Annotated in this window: 22 protein-coding genes; 10 read left to right on the forward strand and 12 right to left on the reverse strand. The window is 65.4% G+C overall.

Features of this window, described 5'->3' with window-relative positions; translation table 11 throughout:
* The first annotated feature begins 6 nt into the window (after nt 1–6).
* The 3 genes from DBV10_RS10540 to dapA all read left to right on the forward strand — a co-directional run bounded on the left by DBV10_RS10540 (nt 7) and on the right by dapA (nt 2385).
* Nucleotides 7–807: a MoaF C-terminal domain-containing protein gene (locus tag DBV10_RS10540; protein WP_124513323.1), complete on the forward strand. Its 801-nt coding sequence runs from the start codon at nt 7–9 to the stop codon at nt 805–807.
* A 7-nt stretch (nt 808–814) separates the two neighbouring features.
* Nucleotides 815–1204 carry a nuclear transport factor 2 family protein gene (locus DBV10_RS10545; protein WP_124513325.1) on the forward strand — a complete coding sequence of 130 codons (390 nt, stop codon included), beginning with the start codon at nt 815–817 and terminating at the stop codon, nt 1202–1204.
* A 272-nt stretch (nt 1205–1476) separates the two neighbouring features.
* Nucleotides 1477–2385: a 4-hydroxy-tetrahydrodipicolinate synthase gene (gene dapA, locus DBV10_RS10550; RefSeq protein ID WP_124513328.1), complete on the forward strand. Its 909-nt coding sequence runs from the start codon at nt 1477–1479 to the stop codon at nt 2383–2385.
* Here dapA and moaD read toward each other — a convergent pair.
* From moaD to DBV10_RS10585, 7 genes are all read right to left on the reverse strand, one after another.
* On the reverse strand, nt 2372–2623 hold the full coding sequence (gene moaD / locus DBV10_RS10555; protein ID WP_124513330.1) for a molybdopterin converting factor subunit 1: 252 nt from the start codon (nt 2621–2623) through the stop codon (nt 2372–2374). The two genes, dapA and moaD, sit on opposite strands and share 14 nt — an antisense overlap.
* On the reverse strand, nt 2620–3870 hold the full coding sequence (gene glp / locus DBV10_RS10560) for a gephyrin-like molybdotransferase Glp (RefSeq protein ID WP_124513332.1): 1251 nt from the start codon (nt 3868–3870) through the stop codon (nt 2620–2622). Before glp ends, moaD begins: the two co-directional genes overlap by 4 nt.
* The gene (gene mobB / locus DBV10_RS10565) at nt 3855–4424 is read right to left on the reverse strand and encodes a molybdopterin-guanine dinucleotide biosynthesis protein B (protein ID WP_124513334.1); all 570 of its coding nucleotides are present in this window, start codon (nt 4422–4424) and stop codon (nt 3855–3857) included. The genes glp and mobB overlap by 16 nt, the downstream gene beginning before the upstream one ends.
* Nucleotides 4425–4642: 218 nt before the next feature.
* Nucleotides 4643–6088 (reverse strand): threonine synthase, encoded by a 1446-nt coding sequence (thrC, locus tag DBV10_RS10570; RefSeq protein ID WP_124513336.1) that lies wholly within the window; start codon nt 6086–6088, stop codon nt 4643–4645.
* Nucleotides 6088–7422: a homoserine dehydrogenase gene (locus tag DBV10_RS10575; RefSeq protein WP_124513338.1), complete on the reverse strand. Its 1335-nt coding sequence runs from the start codon at nt 7420–7422 to the stop codon at nt 6088–6090. Before DBV10_RS10575 ends, thrC begins: the two co-directional genes overlap by 1 nt.
* A 66-nt stretch (nt 7423–7488) precedes the next feature.
* Nucleotides 7489–8529 (reverse strand): DUF1176 domain-containing protein, encoded by a 1041-nt coding sequence (locus DBV10_RS10580; protein ID WP_124513340.1) that lies wholly within the window; start codon nt 8527–8529, stop codon nt 7489–7491.
* Between the two features lie 36 nt (nt 8530–8565).
* Nucleotides 8566–9813, reverse strand: a complete 1248-nt coding sequence (locus DBV10_RS10585; RefSeq protein ID WP_124513342.1) for a pyridoxal phosphate-dependent aminotransferase — start codon at nt 9811–9813, stop codon at nt 8566–8568.
* Between the two features lie 151 nt (nt 9814–9964).
* Between DBV10_RS10585 and DBV10_RS10590 the strand changes: the two genes are divergently transcribed.
* The 4 genes from DBV10_RS10590 (at nt 9965) to DBV10_RS10605 (ending at nt 13386) form a co-directional block, all read left to right on the forward strand.
* Nucleotides 9965–10336 (forward strand): Mth938-like domain-containing protein, encoded by a 372-nt coding sequence (locus tag DBV10_RS10590; protein ID WP_124513344.1) that lies wholly within the window; start codon nt 9965–9967, stop codon nt 10334–10336.
* A gap of 204 nt (nt 10337–10540) precedes the next feature.
* Nucleotides 10541–11026 (forward strand): peroxiredoxin, encoded by a 486-nt coding sequence (locus DBV10_RS10595; RefSeq protein WP_124513346.1) that lies wholly within the window; start codon nt 10541–10543, stop codon nt 11024–11026.
* Between the two features lie 214 nt (nt 11027–11240).
* On the forward strand, nt 11241–12995 hold the full coding sequence (locus tag DBV10_RS10600; RefSeq protein WP_124513348.1) for a PhoH family protein: 1755 nt from the start codon (nt 11241–11243) through the stop codon (nt 12993–12995).
* A 1-nt stretch (nt 12996) separates the two neighbouring features.
* The gene (locus DBV10_RS10605) at nt 12997–13386 is read left to right on the forward strand and encodes a hypothetical protein (protein ID WP_124513350.1); all 390 of its coding nucleotides are present in this window, start codon (nt 12997–12999) and stop codon (nt 13384–13386) included.
* Nucleotides 13387–13507: 121 nt separating this feature from the next.
* Here DBV10_RS10605 and dnaB read toward each other — a convergent pair whose 3' ends face one another.
* The 5 genes from dnaB to rpsF all read right to left on the reverse strand — a co-directional run bounded on the left by dnaB (nt 13508) and on the right by rpsF (nt 16581).
* Nucleotides 13508–14932, reverse strand: coding sequence for a replicative DNA helicase (dnaB, locus tag DBV10_RS10610; RefSeq protein WP_124513352.1), 1425 nt, complete (start codon nt 14930–14932; stop codon nt 13508–13510).
* Nucleotides 14933–15124: 192 nt separating this feature from the next.
* Entirely contained in the window at nt 15125–15577 is a 453-nt protein-coding gene (gene rplI, locus DBV10_RS10615) for a 50S ribosomal protein L9 (RefSeq protein WP_010463838.1), read from the reverse strand.
* Between the two features lie 12 nt (nt 15578–15589).
* Nucleotides 15590–15871, reverse strand: a complete 282-nt coding sequence (rpsR, locus tag DBV10_RS10620; RefSeq protein ID WP_005795932.1) for a 30S ribosomal protein S18 — start codon at nt 15869–15871, stop codon at nt 15590–15592.
* A 17-nt stretch (nt 15872–15888) separates the two neighbouring features.
* On the reverse strand, nt 15889–16179 hold the full coding sequence (gene priB, locus DBV10_RS10625) for a primosomal replication protein N (protein WP_124513354.1): 291 nt from the start codon (nt 16177–16179) through the stop codon (nt 15889–15891).
* Nucleotides 16180–16194: 15 nt separating this feature from the next.
* Nucleotides 16195–16581 carry a 30S ribosomal protein S6 gene (gene rpsF / locus DBV10_RS10630; RefSeq protein ID WP_124513356.1) on the reverse strand — a complete coding sequence of 129 codons (387 nt, stop codon included), beginning with the start codon at nt 16579–16581 and terminating at the stop codon, nt 16195–16197.
* 340 nt (nt 16582–16921) lie between these two features.
* Here rpsF and grpE point away from each other — a divergent pair, with 340 nt between their 5' ends.
* From grpE to dnaJ, 3 genes are all read left to right on the forward strand, one after another.
* The gene (gene grpE, locus DBV10_RS10635; protein WP_124513358.1) at nt 16922–17473 is read left to right on the forward strand and encodes a nucleotide exchange factor GrpE; all 552 of its coding nucleotides are present in this window, start codon (nt 16922–16924) and stop codon (nt 17471–17473) included.
* A 93-nt stretch (nt 17474–17566) separates the two neighbouring features.
* Nucleotides 17567–19519 (forward strand): molecular chaperone DnaK, encoded by a 1953-nt coding sequence (gene dnaK / locus DBV10_RS10640; protein WP_124513360.1) that lies wholly within the window; start codon nt 17567–17569, stop codon nt 19517–19519.
* Nucleotides 19520–19605: 86 nt separating this feature from the next.
* Nucleotides 19606–20751 (forward strand): molecular chaperone DnaJ, encoded by a 1146-nt coding sequence (gene dnaJ / locus DBV10_RS10645; protein ID WP_124513362.1) that lies wholly within the window; start codon nt 19606–19608, stop codon nt 20749–20751.
* Nucleotides 20752–20757: the final 6 nt, after the last annotated feature.

Raw genomic sequence — 20757 nt, forward strand, 5'->3', positions numbered from 1 at the left:
TCCGCCATGACACCGCTTGCATCCCCTGCGCCCACCCCTGCCGGGTGGAAGACCTACGACCAGTTCGCCGCAGGCATCGCCACCAACCGGCTGCCGCAGAGCGAGGCCCTGCAGGGCCAGACGCTGCACATCGACCTGCCTGCGCGCACCCTCCGTCTGCACTTCCCGCAACCGCACCAGGTGGCCTGGACGGACACCGTGCATGGCGAAGGCCGCGACGCGTATGAAGCCGTCGAAGTGGCGCCCGGCACCTTCTTCATCGACATCACGTTCGCGTCGCGCCCGCTGTCTGCGCTGACGGTGATCGTGAACCTGCACACCCGCCGCGTGCTGGCCATCGAATGCCGCGTGCGCAGCCCCGAAGAGGCCGGCGCCGAACCCCGCGTGGCCCAGGACTTCCTGGTGGGCACCCTGGCGGGCGGCCCGGCCAGCGGCCTGGTGCCACACGAAAGCCGCGACCTGATCGGCCTGCGCACCTGGCAGACCTACAGCCCCAACCACACCTACGAACACACCTACCTCAGCTCCGAACGCTACTGCTGGCAGTGCCTGGTGGGCGTGCAGCGCGGCCACGGCGACGTGGACATGGCGACCTACTACCAGTTCGGCGAGCAGCAGTACATCTTCACCTTCCGCGAGTTTTTGATTCCGGTTGCGTCGGTGTTCTTCTTCAACTTCGAAAGCCAGCGCTCCACCGGCAAGTTCCTCGGCCTGGCCGGGGACGGCTCGGTCGCCAACAACCCCGCTGGGGCCTTCATGCAGACCGCCTCCACCACCACCTACCCACCCACCCACGCCCCCATCTGAGCCCACCATGCCAAGCAACTACGAAATCATCCAGGCCCACTACGCAGCCTCTGACCGCAAAGACATCGCGGGCATGATGGCCCACGTCTCCCCCGAGGTCCGCTGGACCGAAATGGCGGGCTTTCCCTGTGCCGGCACCTGGGTGGGGCCAGAGCAGGTCATCGACAACGTGTTTGCCGTCCTGGGCTCGGCCTGGGAAGACTACCGCTTCACACTGGAGCGCCTGATCGACGGCGGCGACCGCATCGTGGGCGTGGGCGACTACCGCGGCACCTACCGCGCCACAGGCAAGCCCCTGCACGCGCGCGTGGTGCATGTGTGGCGGCTCCAGGACCAGCAAGTGGTGGCGTTTGAGCAGTTCACCGACACGCTGCTGGTGGCCCAGGCGATGGCCTGAAGCCCACCAGCGACCGCTTCGCTATACTGCGCCCCATGCCCACGCACACCCTCTTTGCCATGACTGCCGCACCTGCGGCGGCATTGCAATGTGTGGGCAAAGCCAAAAAACCAGAGCTCATCTGACCGGAGCTGTGGTTCCGTCCGGATGAGCGACGGAACCACCTGGTAGAGAAATTCCCTTCTTACTTTTCTCTTTTCCCTCCCCGGCATTCCGCGCGCATTCCCTCCGGACGGTTCTTCCCCTGGTCGAACCCTGAAAGGATGTTTCGCATGTCTGCCACCGTTATCACCACCTCTCGCCAGCCGCTGTTCAGCGGGCTCTGGATCGCCCTGGTCACGCCCTTCAAGGGCGGCGCCGTGGACCACCCGGCGCTGGCCGCCCTCACCGCCCGGCTGCGTGCCGACGGTGTTGCAGGCTTCGTCGCCTGCGGCTCCACCGGCGAGGCCGCCGCGCTGGACAAGGCCGAGCAGCGGCAGGTGCTGGAGACGGTGCTCGAAGCCGCCCAGGGCCTGCCCGTGGTGATGGGCGTGTCGGGCTACCACCAAGGCCAGGTGCTGGAGCAGGTGCGGGCCCTTGCGCCCTACCCGCTTGCGGGCCTGCTGGTGTCCGCCCCCCACTACATCCGCCCCTCGCAGGAAGGCCTGCTGCACTGGTTCCGCACCCTGGCCGACGCCAGCGCTGTGCCCGTGGTCCTCTACGACATCCCCTATCGCACGGGCGCCACGCTCACCACCGAGACGCTGCTGGCGCTGGCGGCGCATCCACGCATAGAGGCCATCAAGGACTGCGGCGGCAACCCCGCCAAGACGCAGGCCCTGATCGCCGATGGCCGCCTGCAGGTGCTGACGGGCGAAGACGCGCAGATCTTCCACACGCTGGCCCTGGGCGGCGCAGGCGCGATCTCCGCCGGTGCGCACTGGCAGACACCGCGTTTTGTCGAACTGGTGGAGTTGCTGCGCGTGGGCGATCTGCCCGAGGCCCGCCGCGTGTGGCAGGCCCTGCAGCCCTGGGTCGAGGCCTGCTTTGCCGAGCCCAACCCGGCACCGCTCAAGGCCATGCTGGCCCATGCGGGCGAGATGCGCAACGAGCTGCGTGCGCCGATGATGGCAGCCTCCGGGGCGCTGGTGCAGCGCCTGCAGGCACTGGCCCCGTCCCGGGCCGGACTCAGCCCCCGGTAACCGGTGGGAAGAACGCCACCTCGGCCCCATCGGCCAAGGTGGCGGATTCATCGCTCAAGGTCTGGTTGAGCGCCATGCGCACGGCCCGGCCGCGCGCCAGGCTGGCGGCATGGGCGCCGCCGCGCGCGATGAGTTCGTCGCGCAGGGCACTCAGGGTGGCGGCGTTCGTTTCGACCGGCTCGCTGCCTTGGCCGATGGCCTCGCGGATGGAGGCGAAATAGCGAACGGTGATCTTCATGCCAAAAGCTCCGAGAAGGCGATGTACTGCACGGTGTCGCCCACAGCGATGGTCTGGCCTGCGGGGTTATCCACCACGCCATCGCCCCAGGCGGCCGAGGTCAGCACGCCCGAACTCTGGTTGCCAAACAGGTCCAACCCACCCGCCGCGTTGTGGCGCACGCGCAAAAATTCACGGCGTTTGTCGGCCTTGGGCCAAGCGAAATGGGCGGCAGCCGCTATGGATTGAGGAGCAACGTCCTGCACGCCCTGCAGCCGCAGCACAAAGGGGCGCACCAGCAGCGCAAAGGTCAGAAAGCTCGACACCGGGTTGCCGGGCAGGCCCATGAAATGCGCCGCCCCAATGCGGCCATACGCGAAGGGCTTGCCGGGCTTCATGGCGATTTGCCACAGGTCCAGCGTACCCAGCGTCTCCACGGCGGGCTTGATGTGGTCTTCCTCACCCACGCTCACGCCACCGCTGGTCAGGATCAGGTCGTGGGCGGCACTCGCATCGCGCAGGGCCGTGATGGTGGCGTCGCGCCGGTCGGGCACGATGCCGAAGTCCGTCACTTCGCAGCCCAGGCGCAGCAGCATGGCGCGCAGGAAGAAGCGGTTGCTGTTGTAGATGGCGCCAGCGCGCATCTGCTCGGGCGGCACCTCGCCGGGCATGACCAGTTCGTCGCCCGTGGAGAACAGCGCCACGCGCGGGCGGCGGGCCACTTGCAGCTGGTGCAGGCCGATGCTGGCGGCCAGGCCCAGTTCGGCGGGCGACAGGCGCGTGCCGGCGGCCAGCACCACGGCGCCGCGCGTGATGTCTTCGCCCGCACGGCGAATCCACTGGCCCACCCGGGGCGCGGCGTTGATGCGCACCTGGCCCAGGCCCTGCTCCCCGTCTGCGGCAGGCAGGGCTTCGCAGTCTTCCTGCATCAGGATGGCATCCGCGCCTGCGGGCACAGGCGCGCCGGTGAAGATGCGCGCCGCCGTGCCGGGCGCAAGCGACTCGCCCGCGCTGCCGGCGGCGATGCGCTGCGATACGGGCAGCTCCGTGCCCACGGCCGCCACATCGGCGCAACGCACGGCATAGCCGTCCATGGCGCTGTTGTCCTGCGGCGGCACCTGCAAGGCCGAGATGCAGTCCTGCGCCAGCACGCGGCCGTCGGCGTTAAAGGTGGTGACTGTGTCCGTGCCCTGCAGGGGCGCGGCGTGCGCCAGCAGCTCGGCCAGCGCATCGTCCAGCGCTTTGAGGGGCTTCATTGGGGGGCGCATGGCAACGGCCCTCCGTGCAGTTCCCAGTTGTATTCAAACCGGTGTTGGTATTCGATCAGCCAGTCCACCACCCGGGCGGGCGCGTTGAGGTCCAGCAACGGCAGCTGGGTGGGCACGGGCAGGCTCTCGGGGGCATCGGTGGCCACGGCCACCACAAAATCGTCCTCGGGGTAGCGCACGGACTTGGCCACCTGGCCGGGCTCGGGCGCACGCCACACCTCGACCTTGAGCAGGTCGCTGTCCTTGAAGCCTTCCACCAGCACCCAGTCCACGCCCTGGTACAGCTCGGCCAGCAGGTGGTGCACGCTGAGCGTGGCGGGCTGCTCGAATTCGCGCACCAGCATCAGGCGCTTGTCCGAGGCAGCCACGACTTCGAAGGCCCCCGCCTCGCGGTGGCGGTAGGTGTCCTTGCCCGGGTGGTCGATGTCGAAACTGTGGTGCGCATGCTTGACCACCGACACGCGCAGCCCGCGCAGCCGCAGCTCGGGGATCAACTGCTCGACCAGCGTGGTCTTGCCACTGCCGGAGAACCCGGCAAAACCGACAACCTTCATTCGCTGTTCCTTGATTAGCTACTGTATTGATAGCTGATAGCGCTTATCCATCAAGCGATTGGGGCGATTTTTACGATTACCCCCAATTGCCCATCGCCAGAGCCGTTCGGGCGGAGCCTGCCAAAGCCAGGGCAGCGCCCACGGACAGCCCTGCAACCGGCGCAGGGCAAGCGGGTTGATCGGAGGCAAGCCCCCACCACCCGCCTTCGTCCGGCTGGTTACCCTTGCGCGGCCGGAGCGCAATGGCGCTCAATGTAGGCCTTGACCTGCTCCACATCCGCAGGCATCACCTGCACGCGCTTGGGCAGGTCTTCGATGCCGGCAAACTTGGCGGGCCGCTCGGGCGCGTGGCCCAGGGCCTCGACAATGGTCTCGGCGAACTTGATGGGCAAGGCGGTCTCCAGCACGATCATGGGCACCTTGCCGTCCTTGTGGTGCTCACGGGCCACCTTCACGCCGTCGGCGGTGTGGGTGTCGATGGTGACGCCATGGCGCTCGTAGTTGTCCTTGATGGTGGCCAGGCGGTCGGCATGGGTGCTCTTGCCACTTTCAAAGCCGTATTTTTTGGCGGCATCTGCAAACAGCGGTTCGGCGCTCAGATCAAAGCGGCCATAGGTTGGCAATGCGGCGCCGAACAAGGCCTTGGTACGCTGGCCGTTGCGGCCCAGCAGGTCAAAAATGAAGCGCTCGAAGTTGCTGGCCTTGCTGATGTCCATCGAGGGGCTCGATGTCTCGTGCGTATCGGCCGCGCCGCGCACGCGGTACACGCCAGTGCGGAAGAACTCGTCGAGCACATCGTTCTCGTTCGTGGCCACCACCAGCTTGGCGATGGGCAAGCCCATCATGCGCGCCACATGGCCTGCGCACACGTTGCCAAAGTTGCCCGATGGCACCGTGAAGCTGACCTTCTGGGTATTGGACTCGGTGGCCTGGATGTAGCCCGCGAAATAGTACACCACCTGCGCCAGCAGGCGTGCCCAGTTGATCGAGTTGACGGTGCCGATCTTGTACTTGGCTTTGAAGGCATGGTCGTTGCTCACGGCCTTGACGATGTCCTGGCAGTCGTCAAACACGCCTTCGATGGCGAGGTTGTGGATGTTCTCGTCCTGCAGGCTGAACATCTGCGCCTGCTGGAAGGCGCTCATGCGGCCATGGGGGCTGGTCATGAACACGCGCACGCCGGCCTTGCCGCGCATGGCGTATTCGGCCGCGCTGCCGGTGTCGCCACTGGTGGCGCCCAGGATGTTGAGCTGTTCGCCACGGCGCGCCAGTTCGTACTCGAACAGGTTGCCCAGCAGCTGCATGGCCATGTCCTTGAAGGCCAGCGTGGGGCCGTTGGACAGGGCTTCGAGCCACAGGCCGTCTTCCAGGTGGCGCAGGGGCACGATCTCTCCAGTGCCAAACACTTCGGCGGTGTACGTCTTGGCGCACAGGGCCTTGAGGTCGGCGGCGGGGATGTCGTCGATGTAGAGCGACAGGATCTGGAACGCCAACTCGGCGTAGCCCTGCTCGTGGTAGGCCTTGCGCAGGCGGGTCAGGGCCCGAGCATCGACCTTGGGGTAGTGCTCGGGCAGGTACAGGCCGCCATCGGGGGCCAGGCCTTCGAGCAGGATGTCGCAGAAATGCTTGCGGTCGGCGTGGCCGCGGGTGGAGACGTACAGCATCAGTTCAGTTCCTCCTTGCGGATGCGCGTGATGGGCGCCAGCACGGTGGGCAGGGCCTGCATCTGGGCAATCACGGCATCCATGGTGCCTTCGCGCGTGTCGTGGGTCAGGATGATGAGGTCGGTCTGGGTGGAGCCCTCGCCACCCACTTCGTCGGCTTCGCGCTGCAGCACAGCGTCGATGCTCACACCCGCCTCGGCCAACAGGCCGGTCACCTTGGCCAGCACGCCGGCCTGGTCAGCCACGCGCAGGCGCAGGTAGTAGCTGGTGACCACTTCGCTCATGGGCAGCAGCGGCAGCGTGCCCATGGCATCCGCGAGCGTGTTGGCCTGGAAGGCCAGGTGCGGCACGCGGTGCTCAGGGTCGGCCGTGTGCAGGCGGGCGATATCCACCAGGTCGGCAATCACGGCGCTGGCGGTGGGCTCGCTGCCCGCGCCCTTGCCGTAGTACAGCGTGGTGCCCACGGCATCGCCCTGCACCACCACCGCGTTCATCGCGCCTTCAACATTGGCGATCAGGCGCTTGGACGGCACCAGGCTGGGGTGCACGCGCAGCTCGATGCCTTTGTCGGCCCGCTTGGTGATGCCCAGGAGCTTGATGCGGTAGCCCAGTTGCTCGGCGTACTTGATGTCGGCGGCGGAGAGCTTGGTGATGCCCTCGACATAGGCCTTGTCGAACTGCACCGGGATGCCGAACGCGATCGCGCTCATCAGCGTGACCTTGTGGGCGGCGTCCACGCCTTCGATGTCGAAGGTGGGGTCGGCCTCGGCGTAGCCCAGGCGCTGGGCCTCTTTCAGCACCACGTCGAAGTCCAGGCCCTTGCTGCGCATCTCGGACAGGATGAAATTGGTGGTGCCGTTGATGATGCCGGCGATCCACTGGATGCGGTTGGCGGTGAGGCCTTCGCGCAGCGCCTTGATGATGGGGATGCCACCGGCCACGGCAGCCTCGAAGGCCACCATCACGCCCTTGGCCGATGCGGCTGCAAAAATCTCGGTGCCATGCACGGCCAGCAGCGCCTTGTTGGCGGTGACCACATGCTTGCCGGCGGCAATGGCTTCGAGCACCAGCGCACGGGCAATGCCGTAGCCACCGATGAGTTCGATCACGATGTCAATGTCGGGGTTGGCAATGATAGCGCGGGCGTCACCCACGACCTGGATACCGTCGCCCACCACCGCCTTGGCGCGCTCCACGTCCAGGTCGGCCACCATGGTGATTTCGATGCCACGGCCGGCACGGCGGCTGATTTCGTCCTGGTTGCGTGCGAGCACGTTGAACACGCCGCTGCCGACGGTGCCGATGCCCAGAAGGCCTACTTGGATGGGTTTCATAGCGATGGGAGGGGAGAAGTAACTAGGGTAAAAAGAAAGTGGAGTGCCATGCGGCGCGGCATGCACTCACCGGGTGACGTAGGTCGGCAATTGCCAGGCGCCGCCGGCAAAGCCACGGCACATGCTGTCGCCGGACTCGCCGGTCCGCACAAAGCCCTGGCCATCGAACTGCCACTGGCGCACCCACCAGCAGTCGCCAATGCCACGCCCCTTCATGGCCGAATGCACCGTGCCTGCAGCCGGATCGAAATCTCCGTCCACATCCTCCAGCACCTCGGGCTTGTACGGAGGCCGGTCGTTGGCGATCCACAGCAGGCTGCTGAAGTTGTAGGCGCCCATGCCGCAGGGCACGGACAGCAGCACCTTGCGCTCCGTCAGGCGATAGACCTGCACGTTGGCCGGGTTGAAGGGGTCGTCACCGTTGCACTGGCCGTCCACGCTGGCGCGGTCCAGCGCCGCAACCAAGGGCTTGGCCAGCGCAGCATCGCCCTTGCGCGCGGGCAGCGGGGCCACGGCCTTGACGACCGGCGCCAGCACGGCCGGCAGCACCGCCGTTTCAGGCCGCGCGCCCCGGCGCACCAGCGCGCCCGGTGTACCGACGCGGCCCTGGGCCTCGTCCATCTTCAGCAGCACGGCACTGGCACCGGCGAGCGACAGCGTCCACTGGTCCTTGCCCGCCGACACGGTCGCCTCTTCGTTCTTGAGCAGCTCCTGCAGCAGGCGGGGCACCTGGCCCGCAGGCACACGCGGGGTATCGCCCTGGAGGCCCGGCAAAGAGAGTTTGCCAACCTTGAGATGCAGCGCGGCAGGGCTGGCCTTTTCAGTAGAGACCTGCAAGTCCACCCGCACCGGGGTGTCGGGCCCCGCTTCGCGGGTCAGGAGGATGGAGACGGGCTCGGAGTCGCCCCCCTCGGACTGGTAGCCCACGGCCCGGCAGGTGCGGGTGTTGTCGCACTGCAGCGCCCAGTCCTTGTGCTGGAAGCCGACAGGCTCCTTGTCCTTCGCCTCCTTGCCGGCGGCCTGCACCAGCGAAGGCTTCACAGCGAAAGCCAACACGCACAACACACACGCCAGGAAGCCCCCGGCACGGTCAGTCAATGAAGGCATGCGCATGGAACCTGCGTCTCGCGGCAACAGGCCGGCTCAGGCCGCCGCCAAGGCGGCCGCAGGCTGCTGGCGCTTGCGGTACTGCTCCAGGAAGCGCGCCACGCGGCCGATGGCGTCGCGCAGGTCGTCCTCATGGGGCAGGAACACGATGCGGAAGTGGTCCGGCGACGCCCAGTTGAAGCCCGTGCCCTGCACCAGCATGACCTTGGTCTCCTGCAGCAGCTCCAGGAAGAACTGCTGGTCGTCCTTGATGGGGTAGACGGCCGGGTCCAGGCGCGGAAACATGTACAGCGCGGCCTGCGGCTTCACGCAGGTCACGCCGGGGATAGCGGTGATCAGCTCATAGGCCAGGTCGCGCTGCTTGCGCAGGCGGCCGCCTTCGTTCACCAGCTCGTTGATGCTCTGGTAGCCGCCCAGCGCGGTCTGCACGGCCCACTGGCCGGGCACGTTGGCACACAGGCGCATGTTCGAGAGCATGTTCAAGCCCTCGATGTAGTCCCGGGCGGGCTTCTTGTCGCCCGACACCACCAGCCAGCCCGCGCGGTAGCCGCAGGAGCGGTAGCTCTTGGAGAGCGAATTGAAAGTGAGCGTGAGCACATCCTCGCTGAGCGAACCGATGGCCGTGTGTTTTGCGCCGTCGTACAGCACCTTGTCATACACCTCATCGGCAAAGATCACCAGGCCATGCTCGCGTGCGATGGCGACAATGCCCCGGAGCAATTCGTCGGAGTACAGCGCGCCCGTGGGATTGTTGGGGTTGATGACCACGATGCCCTTGGTGTGGGGTGTGATCTTGGCGCGGATGTCGTCCAGGTCGGGCATCCAGCCATTGGCCTCGTCGCACAGGTAATGCACGGGCGTGCCGCCCGAGAGGCTGGCCGCCGCCGTCCACAGCGGGTAGTCGGGCGAGGGCAGCAGCAGCTCGTCGCCCGTGTCCAGCAGCGCATTCGTGGCCATCACGATGAGTTCACTGGCGCCATTGCCCAGGTAGATGTCGTCCAGCGCCACGCCCTTGATGCCCTGCTTCTGGGTCTCGTGCATCACCGCCTTGCGCGCGGCGAAGATGCCCTTGCTGTCCGAGTAGCCCGCCGAGTTGGGCAGGTTGCGGATCATGTCGAGCTGGATCTCCTCGGGCGCATCGAAGCCGAACACGGCCAGGTTGCCGATGTTGAGCTTGATGATCTTGTGGCCGTCCTCCTCCATCTTCTTGGCCGCGTCCATGATGGGCCCCCGGATGTCGTAGCAGACGTTGGCGAGCTTGGCGGATTTCTGGACGGTTTTCATGCGCTGACGGAGATGGAGTGGGGTCAGGTGGCAGCCCTGGCGACGGGCCCCCTTGGCGAAACCTATAATTTGACCACAGAACAGGCGCCCCCCCCCGGGCGCGCCCCCATTGCAGCCGCCCTGCCGCCGGCCCAGCGCCACGCCCATCCCCATGAAATTCCAACCCGACCGCTCGAACGCTCAAACCATCAGCGGCTACGGCCCCGGCTGGATTGGCGTTGACGCAGAGAAAATCACCCACAGCGTCATCATTGGCTCCGGGGGGCTGCGCCAGGCGTGGCCCTGCGCGCGCTTCGAGGACCTGACCCCGGAGCATTTCGTGCAGCTGGCCGGCCTGGAAACCGAGCTGGTCATTTTTGGCAGCGGCACGCGCAACCGATTCCCGCCGCCGGCCTGGCTCGCTCCGCTCATCGCCCGCCGACTGGGCCTGGAAGCCATGGACACGCCCGCCGCCTGCCGCACCTACAACATCCTGGCCAGCGAAGGCCGGAACGTGGTTGCCGCATTGATTCTGGAAACCTGAGCGGCAACGCAAGCCGCCGCACCGGCACCTATGCAAAGCCGTGCCAACGTGCCCCGGCCCCAAGCGAGACACACTGTCTTACATTTGGCCGGGAACCGATTTCAGGGTAAAATTACGGGTTGCGGTCGGGGGCACCACCAAGAGCAATAACACACCCCATTCCCCCGGCTTACCAACGACTACATCCTGAGAGATTGAAGTGATATGGCGATCGTTGTCAACAAACCCCTCCCTGAATTTGAAGCCAACGCGACCGGTGGAATCAAGGTCTCCAACACCTCCCACCTTGGCCAGATTCTGGTTCTGTACTTCTATCCCAAGGACAACACGCCTGGCTGCACCACGGAGGCCATGCAGTTTCGCGACAAGTACAAGGATTTCGTGAAGGCTGGCGCCGCCGTGTTCGGCGTGTCGCGCGACAACATGAAGTCGCACGACGATTTCAAGGAAAAGCTGGAACTGCCTTTCGAGCTGATCGCCGACACGGAAGAGAAGATGTGCCACATGTTCGGCGTGGTCAAGAACAAGATCATGTACGGCAAGAAGGTCAAGGGCATCGAGCGCAGCACCTTCCTGATCGGCCCCGACGGCATCCTGGTGCAGGAATGGCGCGGCCTCAAGGTGCCCGGCCATGTGGACGAAGTCCTCAAGACCGTCAAATCCATCAAGGCCCTGAAAAAGGCCGCCTGATCCTCCACCGCCTTCGTGCCCGGATCAACCCCCTGGAGCATCGACGCGACACCCCATCGGTTTTGCCCCGGCAGGACATCCAGAGTAGGCATAATGGATTGATGCCCCTGGTTATCGCGACGTTTGCTCCACCCCAAAAAGCCGCCTTGGCCTCCAGGCGGCTTTTTGCTTTCTGACCCGTCTTTCTTCATTTACCGACCGAGGCCCCGCCACCATGCCCCTGCCCCCCGCACCCAGCCGGCGCGCTGCACTCCTCGCGCCCGAAGCCTTTGAAGTCACGGCCCGTCCACGGGTATCCCAATCCTCCGCCAACGAACCTGTCGCTGCGCCAGAACGCACCGCACCGGCAGCCCGCACCCGACGCAAAGTAGACAGCACCGCACCAGCGGCACCCATCGCCCTGGTGGGCACCCCCCTGATCCAGGTCGAAACCCAGGCCCGCGCCCCCGACCCCGCAGCCACCCCCATCGCCCGTGCCACCAGCACCCGCAAGGCGCGCACCACCAGCACCGCCCCAACAACCCCCAGCACTGCGGCACCCGCCCCGGCCCCGCGCGGCAGAAAGGCCGCCCCCCAGGGCCCGACCAAGCTGTTCGTGCTGGACACCAATGTGCTGCTGCACGACCCGACCAGCCTGTTCCGCTTTGAGGAACACGACATCTTCCTGCCCATGATCGTGCTGGAGGAACTGGACGGCCACAAGAAAGGCATGACCGAAGTCGCGCGCAACGGCCGCCAGGCCAGCCGCACACTCGATGCGCTGGCCGCCGCCCAGGGCGCCGACATGGCCAAGGGCCTCAAGCTCGACACCACGGGCCAGCGCGCCGCCGGTGGACACCTGTTCTTCCAGACGGTGCCGCTCGACTACCACCTGCCCACCAGCCTGCCCCAGGGCAAGGCCGACAACCAGATCCTGGGCGTGGTGGAGGCCTTGCGCAAGCTGCACGCACCGCGCGACGTGGTTCTGGTGTCCAAGGACATCAACATGCGCGTCAAGGCGCGTGCCCTGGGCCTGCAGGCCGAGGACTACCAGAACGACAAGACCCTGGAAGACGGAGACCTGCTGTACGCCGGCGTGCTGGCCCTGCCGCCCGACTTCTGGGCCAAAAGCGGCAAGAACGTGGAGAGCTGGCAGAGCGGCGCCCACACCTACTACCGCATCGGCGGGCCCATCGTGCCGCAGCTGATGATCAACCAGTTTGTGTACTTCGAGGCGCCCGGCGAGCCCAGCCTGTTTGCGCGCGTGAGCGAGATCCGCGAAAAGACGGCCGTGCTGCAGACCCTCAAGGACTACGGCTCGACCAAGCACGCCGTGTGGGGCGTGACCACGCGCAACCGCGAGCAGAACTACGCCATGAACCTGCTCATGGACCCTGAGATCGACTTCGTGACGCTCACGGGCACCGCCGGCACCGGCAAAACCTTGCTGGCCCTGGCCGCAGGCCTGACCCAGGTGCTGGACGACCGCCGCTACACCGAGATCATCATGACCCGCGCCACCGTGAGCGTGGGCGAGGACATCGGCTTCCTGCCCGGCACCGAGGAAGAAAAGATGGGCCCCTGGATGGGCGCGCTGGACGACAACCTGGAGTTTTTGGCCAAGGGCGACGGCGGCAACGCGGGCGAATGGGGCCGCGCCGCCACTAACGAGCTGATCAGGAGCCGCATCAAGATCAAGAGCATGAACTTCATGCGCGGGCGCACCTTCCTCAACAAGTACGTGATCATCGACGAGGCGCAGAACCTCACGCCCAAGCAGATGAAGACGCTGATCACCCGTGCCGGCCCCGGCACCAAGATCATCTGCATGGGCAACCTGGCGCAGATCGACACGCCCTACCTCACCGAAGGCTCCTCGGGCCTGACCTACGCCGTGGACCGCTTCAAGGGCTGGCCGCACAGCGGACACATCACGCTGGCGCGCGGCGAGCGCTCGCGCCTGGCGGATTTCGCGAGCGAGGTGCTCTGAGTTGGCGGCAGGCTGGGTCACGGCACTGAAGCTGGTGCCCTGGGGCGATGTCATCGAGGCCACACCCCAGATCCTGCAAGCGGCCAAGAAGCTGCTGGGCACCGCGCGCAAAGGCAACGCAGAGACCACCGCACTCGGCGCCACGGAAGGCGCAGAGGGCGAGGCCGCACCCCCTGTGGGCGTGCAGCTGCAGCATCTGCGCAGCCGGGTCGCGCAGCTGGAGCAGGAACAGCAGGCATCGGCCCAGCTCATCCAGTCACTGGCCGAACAGAATGCCCAGGTGGTGCAGGCCGTGGAGGCACTGCGCCAACACAATCGGCGGCTCACCCAGGCGGTCGCAGTGCTGGCCGCATTGTGCGCTGGCCTGCTGGTGTGGGCGCTGCGGCCGTAAAGGGCAGAAGAACGCCCCACTGGCGCCGGGTACCGCGTGGACACCGGCCGAGCCTGCAACGCAGGCACTCTTAATTTGATAGCCGCTAGCGCTTTCCCATCAAGCGCTAGCAGCTATTTTTTTAAAAGTCGTCGCCCCCGCCCATGGCCAGGTTCTCAAAGCGCGTCTGGTTCTTCTGGAAGAACAGCTTCACGGTGCCGGTGGGGCCATTGCGCTGCTTGCCAATGATGACCTCGGCCACGTTGGGCTCCTTGGAGTCCTTGTTGTAGTAGTCATCGCGGTAGATGAACATGATGATGTCCGCGTCCTGCTCGATGGCGCCCGATTCGCGCAGGTCGGACATCATGGGGCGCTTGTCGGTGCGCTGCTCCACTGATCGGTTGAGCTGCGACAGCGCGATCACCGGGCACTGCAGCTCCTTGGCCAGCATCTTGAGGCCCCGGGAGATTTCGCCCAGTTCGGTCGCACGGTTGTCCGCGCTCGCCGCCGAACCCGAGCCACTCATGAGCTGCAGGTAGTCCACCACGATCAGGCCCAGCTTGCCGCACTGGCGCGCCAGCCGGCGCGCGTTGGCGCGCAGCTCGCCCGGGGACAGGCCGGGGGTTTCATCAATGTGCAGCGAGACGGTACGCAGCCGTTCGATGGCCTCGGTCAGACGCGGCCACTCATCGTCGGTGAGCTTGCCGGTGCGCAGGTTGCCCTGGTTCACCCGCCCGATGGAGCCCACGATACGCACCGCCAGCTGGGCCGCGCCCATTTCCATCGAGAAGATGGCGACCGGCAGGCCTTCATTGAGCGCCACATGCTCGGCGATGTTCACCGCGAACGAGGTCTTGCCCATGGACGGGCGGGCCGCCAGCACGATCATGTCGCCCGCCTGCAGCCCCGAGGTCATGCGGTCCAGGTCGGCAAAACCGGTGGGCACACCCGTCACATCGGCCGGGTTGTCGGCCATCTCCTGCACCTTGTCGAGCAGGTCGATCACCAGGTTGTCGAGCGACTGGAAGCCCTGCTTGTTGCGCGAACCCTCTTCGCCGATGGCGAAGATCTTGGCCTCGGCCTCATCCAGGATGCGCTCCACCGTCTTGCCCTGCGGGTTGAAGGCATTGGTGGAGATCTCGTCGCTGGCGGTGACCAGCTTGCGCAAGATGCCCCGCTCGCGCACGATCTCTGCGTAGCGGCGGATGTTGGTGGCGCTCGGAACATACTGCGCCAGGCTGTTCAGGTAGGTGAGCCCCCCCGTCTCCTGGGCCTTGCCCTGGTTCTTCAACTGCTCGAACACCGTGATCACGTCGGCAGGCTTGCTGGCATTGATCAGCGCGCCGATGGCCGCATAGATGGCCTGGTGTTCGTAGCGGTAGAAATCGCCTTCCTTGAGCAGGTCCCCGACCCGGTCCCAGGCGTTGTTGTCCAACAGCAGGCCGCCCAGCACGCTGGACTCGGCTTCGATGGAGTGCGGCGGCGTGCGCAGCTTGGCGATTTCCCGGTCCTCGCCAGCGGATGGCAGCGAGCCCTGTTCGTCGAGCGGAGGGAAAACAGCGGACATGGATTTCTCCGGGACAGGTCTGAAAATCGGCCACCCCGTGGCCCCAGGGGGGGGCCGCCAGGATGGATAAGCCTTGGGGCAATCTGTGGATTACCGGTGGGCAACCCTGTACAAATGGCCGGCTCGAAAACACGAAAGCCGCCCGAAGGCGGCTTTCGCAGCGAGTCGCGCAGATTATCTACGCGCTGGCGATCAGGCGGTTTCGCCGTAGACCGACACGGTCACTTCCACCACCACGTCGGTGTGCAGAGCAACGTTCACGGTGCTTTCGCTCACGACCTTGATGGGGCCGTTGGGCAGGCGGATCTGGGCCTTGGCGACCTTGTAGCCTTGCTTGTTCAGCTCTTCAGCGATGTCGTGGTTGGTCACCGAACCAAACAGACGGCCGTCCACGCCAGCCTTTTGCGTCAGCTTGACGGTGGTGCCAGCCAGCTTCTCGCCTTGGGCCTGGGCTTCTGCCAGCTTGGCAGCGGCAGCCTTTTCGAGTTCAGCGCGCTTGGCTTCGAACTCAGCCTTGGCGGCTTCCGTGGCGCGGCGGGCGCGGCCAGCGGGGATCAGGAAGTTGCGGGCGTAACCGTCTTTGACCTTGACGATTTCACCGAGGTTGCCGAGGTTCACAACCTTGTCGAGCAGAATGATTTGCATGGGTTGTGCTCCTTAGATCTTGTGCTGGTCGCTGTAAGGCACCAGGGCCAGGAAGCGGGCGCGCTTGATGGCGGTGTTCAGCTGACGCTGGAAGATGGCGCGCGTGCCGGTCAGGCGCGCGGGGATGATCTTGCCGTTTTCGGCGATGAAATCGCGCAGCGTGTCGACATCCTTGTAGTCGATTTCTTCAACGCCCGTCACCGTGAAGCGGCAGAAGCGCTTGCGCTTGAACAGCAGGGACTGGGTGTTGCGCTTTGGGCGCTTGTCTTTGTTGAACTTCTTGAACGTGGCCATTGCGGACCCCTTGAAAATTAATTTTGTTGAATATCCTGGACGTGGAGCACTGCGGTCTTGCCATTGCGCGGGTTGGCCAGAAATCCATGGAAAGTCCAGAGACTTCCGATGTTCTGCCTTGCCAGACGCTCGGCCATTGCACCAAAGGCAACAGCCTTGATGGCAGCCCTGACTTCGCGGGGGTGGCCTGCCTCGGTTTGCTGGGACTCGTGTTCGAGCCGCAGGGTGATGGCAGGCAATCCGGCGGGCGTGTAGCGCAGGGCTTCAGCCTCTGCGATACAAGCGGTCAAGACAACGCGGTTCTCCACTCCAACGAGGATGGATCAGCGCTCGCCGCGCTCGCCGGCCGCTGCGTATTCCGCTTGGCTGGCCTTGCGGGCTTCTTCGCGCTCGACGGTCTTCATCATGGAAGATGGGCCCGTGTCGGCCTTCTTCTTCTGAACCGTCAGGTGGCGCAGCACGGCGTCGTTGAACTTGAAGGCATGCTCCAGTTCAGCCATCACGGCCTGGTCGGCTTCGATGTTCACGCACAGGTAGTGGGCCTTGGCCAGCTTGTTGATCAGGTACGCCAGTTGACGGCGGCCCCAGTCTTCCACGCGGTGCACCTTGCCACCGCCAGCGGTGATCATGCCCTTGTAGCGCTCCAGCATGGCTGGAACTTGTTCGCTTTGATCCGGATGGATCAACAAAATGATTTCGTAATGACGCATGCAGACTCCTTTTGGATGACACCACCCGTTGCGTCTCAACCCCCGTAGGTTGTGCGGTGTGGCAAGGGAAAGCCTGCGATTATAGCCCGGCCGCTGTGGCTTGTACACTCAACACCCGCCACCACCCCTTCAGGTGCGCGCAAAAGGGCACCCGATCGGGCCCAATGGCGTGCACATGGGCAGGCTGCCCTTGCAAAACCCGGGGTTGGGCCGACATGCCTAGCACCACGGCGCGCGGCGCGCAGGGTCCGCAAGGACAAATCCCTGGTGCAGACCTTGATTTGTGGCGGCATGCCCCCAACTCCCGCGCGTACTGTTTCATTCACCTTCAGACCAAGACATGTCAGACCACAGCCAAACCACCCCGCCCCAAAGCGCCCCCGCCCCCGAAGAAGTCGAAGCCGCCATGGCTGCCCACGCCTCCGACGAGCTGGCCCGCCTGCAGGGCGAGCTGGCCGAGCTGAAGGCCAAGAGCGCCGACCTGGCCGACCAGTTCCTGCGCGCCAAGGCCGAGGCCGAAAACGCCCGCCGCCGCGCTGACGACGAAGTGACCAAGGCCCGCAAGTTCGGCATCGAGAGCTTTGCCGAAAGCCTGCTGCCCGTGGCCGACAGCCTGGACGCCGCCCTGGCCATCAAGGAAGCCACACCCCAGCAGCTGCGCGAAGGCGCCGACGCCACCCTGCGCCAGTTGACCTCAGCCCTGGAGCGCAACAAGGTGCTGGCCATCAATCCCGCCGCTGGCGCCAAGTTCGACCCGCACCAGCACCAGGCCATCAGCGTGGTGCCCGCCGACCAGGAAGCCAACACCGTCGTGGCCGTGCTGCAAAAAGGCTATGTGATCGCCGAACGCGTACTGCGTCCGGCCCTGGTCACCGTCACGGCCCCGAAGTAAATCGTCAAATAAACCCGCACGGATGACTTGAACCCCCACGAGTTATCCACAAGTTACTAGCCATCCACACATTCAAGCATTCGGAGAAAAATCATGGGAAAAATCATCGGCATTGATCTGGGCACCACCAACAGCTGCGTGTCCATCATGGAAGGCAACACCACGCGCGTGATCGAGAACAGCGAAGGCGCGCGCACCACGCCCTCCATCGTGGCCTACCAGGAAGACGGCGAGATCCTCGTCGGCGCCTCGGCCAAGCGCCAGGCCGTGACCAATCCCAAGAACACGCTGTATGCGATCAAGCGCCTGATCGGCCGCAAGTTCACCGAAAAAGAAGTGCAAAAGGACATCGACCTGATGCCCTACTCCATCGTGGCCGCCGACAACGGCGACGCCTGGGTGGAAGTGCGCGGCAGCAAACTGTCGGCCCAGCAGGTGTCGGCCGACATCCTGCGCAAGATGAAGAAGACCGCCGAGGACTACCTGGGTGAGCCCGTCACGGAAGCCGTGATCACCGTGCCGGCCTATTTCAACGACGCCCAGCGCCAGGCCACCAAGGACGCTGGCCGCATTGCGGGCCTGGAAGTCAAGCGCATCATCAACGAGCCCACCGCTGCGGCCCTGGCTTTTGGCCTGGACAAGCAGGAAAAGGGCGACCGCAAGATCGCCGTGTATGACCTGGGCGGCGGCACGTTCGACGTGTCCATCATCGAAATCGCCGACGTGGACGGCGAAAAGCAGTTCGAAGTGCTGTCCACCAACGGCGACACCTTCCTGGGCGGCGAAGACTTCGACCAGCGCATCATCGACTTCATCATCAGCGAGTTCAAGAAGGAACAGGGCGTGGACCTGTCCAAGGACGTACTGGCCCTGCAGCGCCTGAAGGAAGCCGCCGAAAAGGCCAAGATCGAACTGTCGAACTCGGCCGCCACGGACATCAACCTGCCCTACATCACGGCCGACGCCTCGGGCCCCAAGCACCTGAACATCAAGCTGACCCGCGCCAAGCTGGAAGCCCTGGTGGAAGAGCTGATCGAGCGCACCATCGCGCCTTGCCGCACCGCCATCAAGGATGCCGGCGTGTCCGTCTCCGACATCCATGACGTGATCCTGGTCGGCGGCATGACCCGCATGCCCAAAGTGCAGGAGAAGGTCAAGGAATTCTTCGGCAAGGACCCCCGCAAGGACGTGAACCCCGACGAAGCCGTGGCCGTGGGCGCCGCTATCCAGGGCCAGGTGCTGTCGGGCGACCGCAAGGACGTGCTGCTGCTGGACGTGACCCCCCTGTCCCTGGGCATCGAGACCCTGGGCGGCGTCATGACCAAGATGATCACCAAGAACACCACGATCCCGACGAAGTTCGCACAGACCTTCTCCACGGCCGACGACAACCAGCCCGCCGTGACCATCAAGGTGTTCCAGGGCGAGCGCGAGATGGCCTCGGGCAACAAGGCCCTGGGCGAGTTCAACCTCGAAGGCATCCCACCCGCAGCACGGGGCGTGCCGCAGATCGAAGTGTCGTTCGACATCGACGCCAACGGCATCCTGCACGTGGGCGCCAAGGACAAGGGCACGGGCAAGGAAAACAAGATCACCATCAAGGCCAGCTCCGGCCTGTCGGAAGAAGAAATCCAGAAGATGGTGAAGGACGCCGAGCTGAACGCCGCGGACGACAAGAAGAAGCTGGAACTGGTGCAGTCCAAGAACCAGGGCGAAGCCGCCGTGCACAGCGTGAACAAGAGCCTGGCCGAGCATGGCGACAAGCTGGACGCCGGTGAAAAGGACGCGATCACGGCCGCCGTGAAGGCCCTGGAAGAAGCCTTGAAGGGCGAGGACAAGGCCTCCATCGACGAGAAGACCACGGCCCTGATGGCCGCCAGCCAGAAGCTGGGCGAGAAGATGTATGCCGAATCCCAGGCAGCGCAAGCCGCCCAGGCCGCCGGTGGCGCCGATGCAGCAGGCGCCTCGGCCTCCGCTTCGTCGGCCAAGCCCGCTGACGACGACAACGTCGTCGATGCCGAAGTGAAGGAAGTCAAGAAGGGCTGAGCAGGCCTCCGTTGACCCCAGCCGCCGCGCGGTGCCGCTCTCGGTGCTTGCGCGGCGTTCCTGCTCCAACCGGGTTCTGAATCACTATGTCCAAACGAGACTTTTACGAAATCCTGGGCGTTCCCAAGAACGCCTCGGACGAAGAAATCAAGAAGGCCTATCGCAAGCTGGCGATGAAGCACCACCCTGACCGCAACCAGGGGGATGCGGCCAAGCCTGCCGAAGAGAAGTTCAAGGAGGCCAAGGAGGCCTACGAGATGCTCTCCGACCCGCAAAAGCGCGCGGCCTACGACCAGTACGGCCATGCGGGGGTGGACCCCAACATGCGTGGCCCCGGAGGCCCGGGCGCGGAAGGTTTCGGCGGTTTTGCCGAGGCCTTTGGCGACATCTTCGGCGACATGTTCGGCCAGCAGGGCGGGCGTGGGCGCGGCACGGGCGGGCGCCAGGTGTACCGGGGCAGCGACCTCAGCTACGCCATGGAGATCACGCTGGAAGAGGCCGCCCGCGGCAAGGACGCGCAGATCCGCATCCCTTCGTGGGAGAGCTGCGACACCTGCCACGGCAGCGGCGCCAAGCCCGGCACCAGTGCCAAGACCTGCTCGACCTGCTCGGGCTCCGGCACGGTGCAGATGCGCCAGGGCTTCTTCAGCGTGCAGCAGACCTGCCCGCACTGCCGCGGCACGGGCAAGATCATTCCCGAGCCCTGCACCACCTGCCACGGCCAGGGCAAGCTCAAGAAGCAAAAGACGCTGGAAGTGAAGATCCCTGCGGGCATCGACGACGGCATGCGCATCCGCAGCACCGGCAATGGCGAGCCGGGCACCAATGGCGGACCGCCGGGCGACCTGTACATCGAGATCCGCCTGAAGAAGCACGACATCTTCGAGCGCGACGGCGACGACCTGCACTGCCAGGTGCCGGTGAGCTTCATCACGGCCGCCCTGGGCGGCGAGATCGAGGTGCCGACGCTGGCCGGCAAGGCCGCCATCGACATCCCCGAAGGCACCCAGGCCGGCAAGCAGTTCCGCCTGCGCGGCAAGGGCATCAAGGGCGTGCGCGCCAGCTACCCCGGCGACCTGTACTGCCACATCGCGGTCGAGACGCCGGTCAAGCTCACCGAGCACCAGCGCAAGCTGCTGCGCGAGCTGGAAGATTCGCTCAAGAAGGGCGGCGCCCGCCACTCGCCCAGCGGCGAGAGCTGGACGGACCGGCTGAAGAACTTCTTCAGCTGATCCGGC

The organism is Acidovorax sp. FJL06 (assembly GCF_003852545.1).
Taxonomy (GTDB): domain Bacteria; phylum Pseudomonadota; class Gammaproteobacteria; order Burkholderiales; family Burkholderiaceae_C; genus Acidovorax.

What these genes read in the sequence shown, in the direction of transcription:
- DBV10_RS10540 (WP_124513323.1), top strand. Translation starts at nt 7, where the DNA reads ATGACACCGCTTGCATCCCCTGCGCCCACCCCTGCCGGGTGGAAGACC.
- DBV10_RS10545 (WP_124513325.1), top strand. Translation starts at nt 815, where the DNA reads ATGCCAAGCAACTACGAAATCATCCAGGCCCACTACGCAGCCTCTGAC.
- dapA (WP_124513328.1), top strand. Translation starts at nt 1,477, where the DNA reads ATGTCTGCCACCGTTATCACCACCTCTCGCCAGCCGCTGTTCAGCGGG.
- moaD (WP_124513330.1), bottom strand. Translation starts at nt 2,623, where the DNA reads ATGAAGATCACCGTTCGCTATTTCGCCTCCATCCGCGAGGCCATCGGC.
- glp (WP_124513332.1), bottom strand. Translation starts at nt 3,870, where the DNA reads ATGCGCCCCCCAATGAAGCCCCTCAAAGCGCTGGACGATGCGCTGGCC.
- mobB (WP_124513334.1), bottom strand. Translation starts at nt 4,424, where the DNA reads ATGAAGGTTGTCGGTTTTGCCGGGTTCTCCGGCAGTGGCAAGACCACG.
- thrC (WP_124513336.1), bottom strand. Translation starts at nt 6,088, where the DNA reads ATGCTGTACGTCTCCACCCGCGGCCACGCCGACCGCAAGCATTTCTGC.
- DBV10_RS10575 (WP_124513338.1), bottom strand. Translation starts at nt 7,422, where the DNA reads ATGAAACCCATCCAAGTAGGCCTTCTGGGCATCGGCACCGTCGGCAGC.
- DBV10_RS10580 (WP_124513340.1), bottom strand. Translation starts at nt 8,529, where the DNA reads ATGCCTTCATTGACTGACCGTGCCGGGGGCTTCCTGGCGTGTGTGTTG.
- DBV10_RS10585 (WP_124513342.1), bottom strand. Translation starts at nt 9,813, where the DNA reads ATGAAAACCGTCCAGAAATCCGCCAAGCTCGCCAACGTCTGCTACGAC.
- DBV10_RS10590 (WP_124513344.1), top strand. Translation starts at nt 9,965, where the DNA reads ATGAAATTCCAACCCGACCGCTCGAACGCTCAAACCATCAGCGGCTAC.
- DBV10_RS10595 (WP_124513346.1), top strand. Translation starts at nt 10,541, where the DNA reads ATGGCGATCGTTGTCAACAAACCCCTCCCTGAATTTGAAGCCAACGCG.
- DBV10_RS10600 (WP_124513348.1), top strand. Translation starts at nt 11,241, where the DNA reads ATGCCCCTGCCCCCCGCACCCAGCCGGCGCGCTGCACTCCTCGCGCCC.
- dnaB (WP_124513352.1), bottom strand. Translation starts at nt 14,932, where the DNA reads ATGTCCGCTGTTTTCCCTCCGCTCGACGAACAGGGCTCGCTGCCATCC.
- rplI (WP_010463838.1), bottom strand. Translation starts at nt 15,577, where the DNA reads ATGCAAATCATTCTGCTCGACAAGGTTGTGAACCTCGGCAACCTCGGT.
- rpsR (WP_005795932.1), bottom strand. Translation starts at nt 15,871, where the DNA reads ATGGCCACGTTCAAGAAGTTCAACAAAGACAAGCGCCCAAAGCGCAAC.
- rpsF (WP_124513356.1), bottom strand. Translation starts at nt 16,581, where the DNA reads ATGCGTCATTACGAAATCATTTTGTTGATCCATCCGGATCAAAGCGAA.
- grpE (WP_124513358.1), top strand. Translation starts at nt 16,922, where the DNA reads ATGTCAGACCACAGCCAAACCACCCCGCCCCAAAGCGCCCCCGCCCCC.
- dnaK (WP_124513360.1), top strand. Translation starts at nt 17,567, where the DNA reads ATGGGAAAAATCATCGGCATTGATCTGGGCACCACCAACAGCTGCGTG.
- dnaJ (WP_124513362.1), top strand. Translation starts at nt 19,606, where the DNA reads ATGTCCAAACGAGACTTTTACGAAATCCTGGGCGTTCCCAAGAACGCC.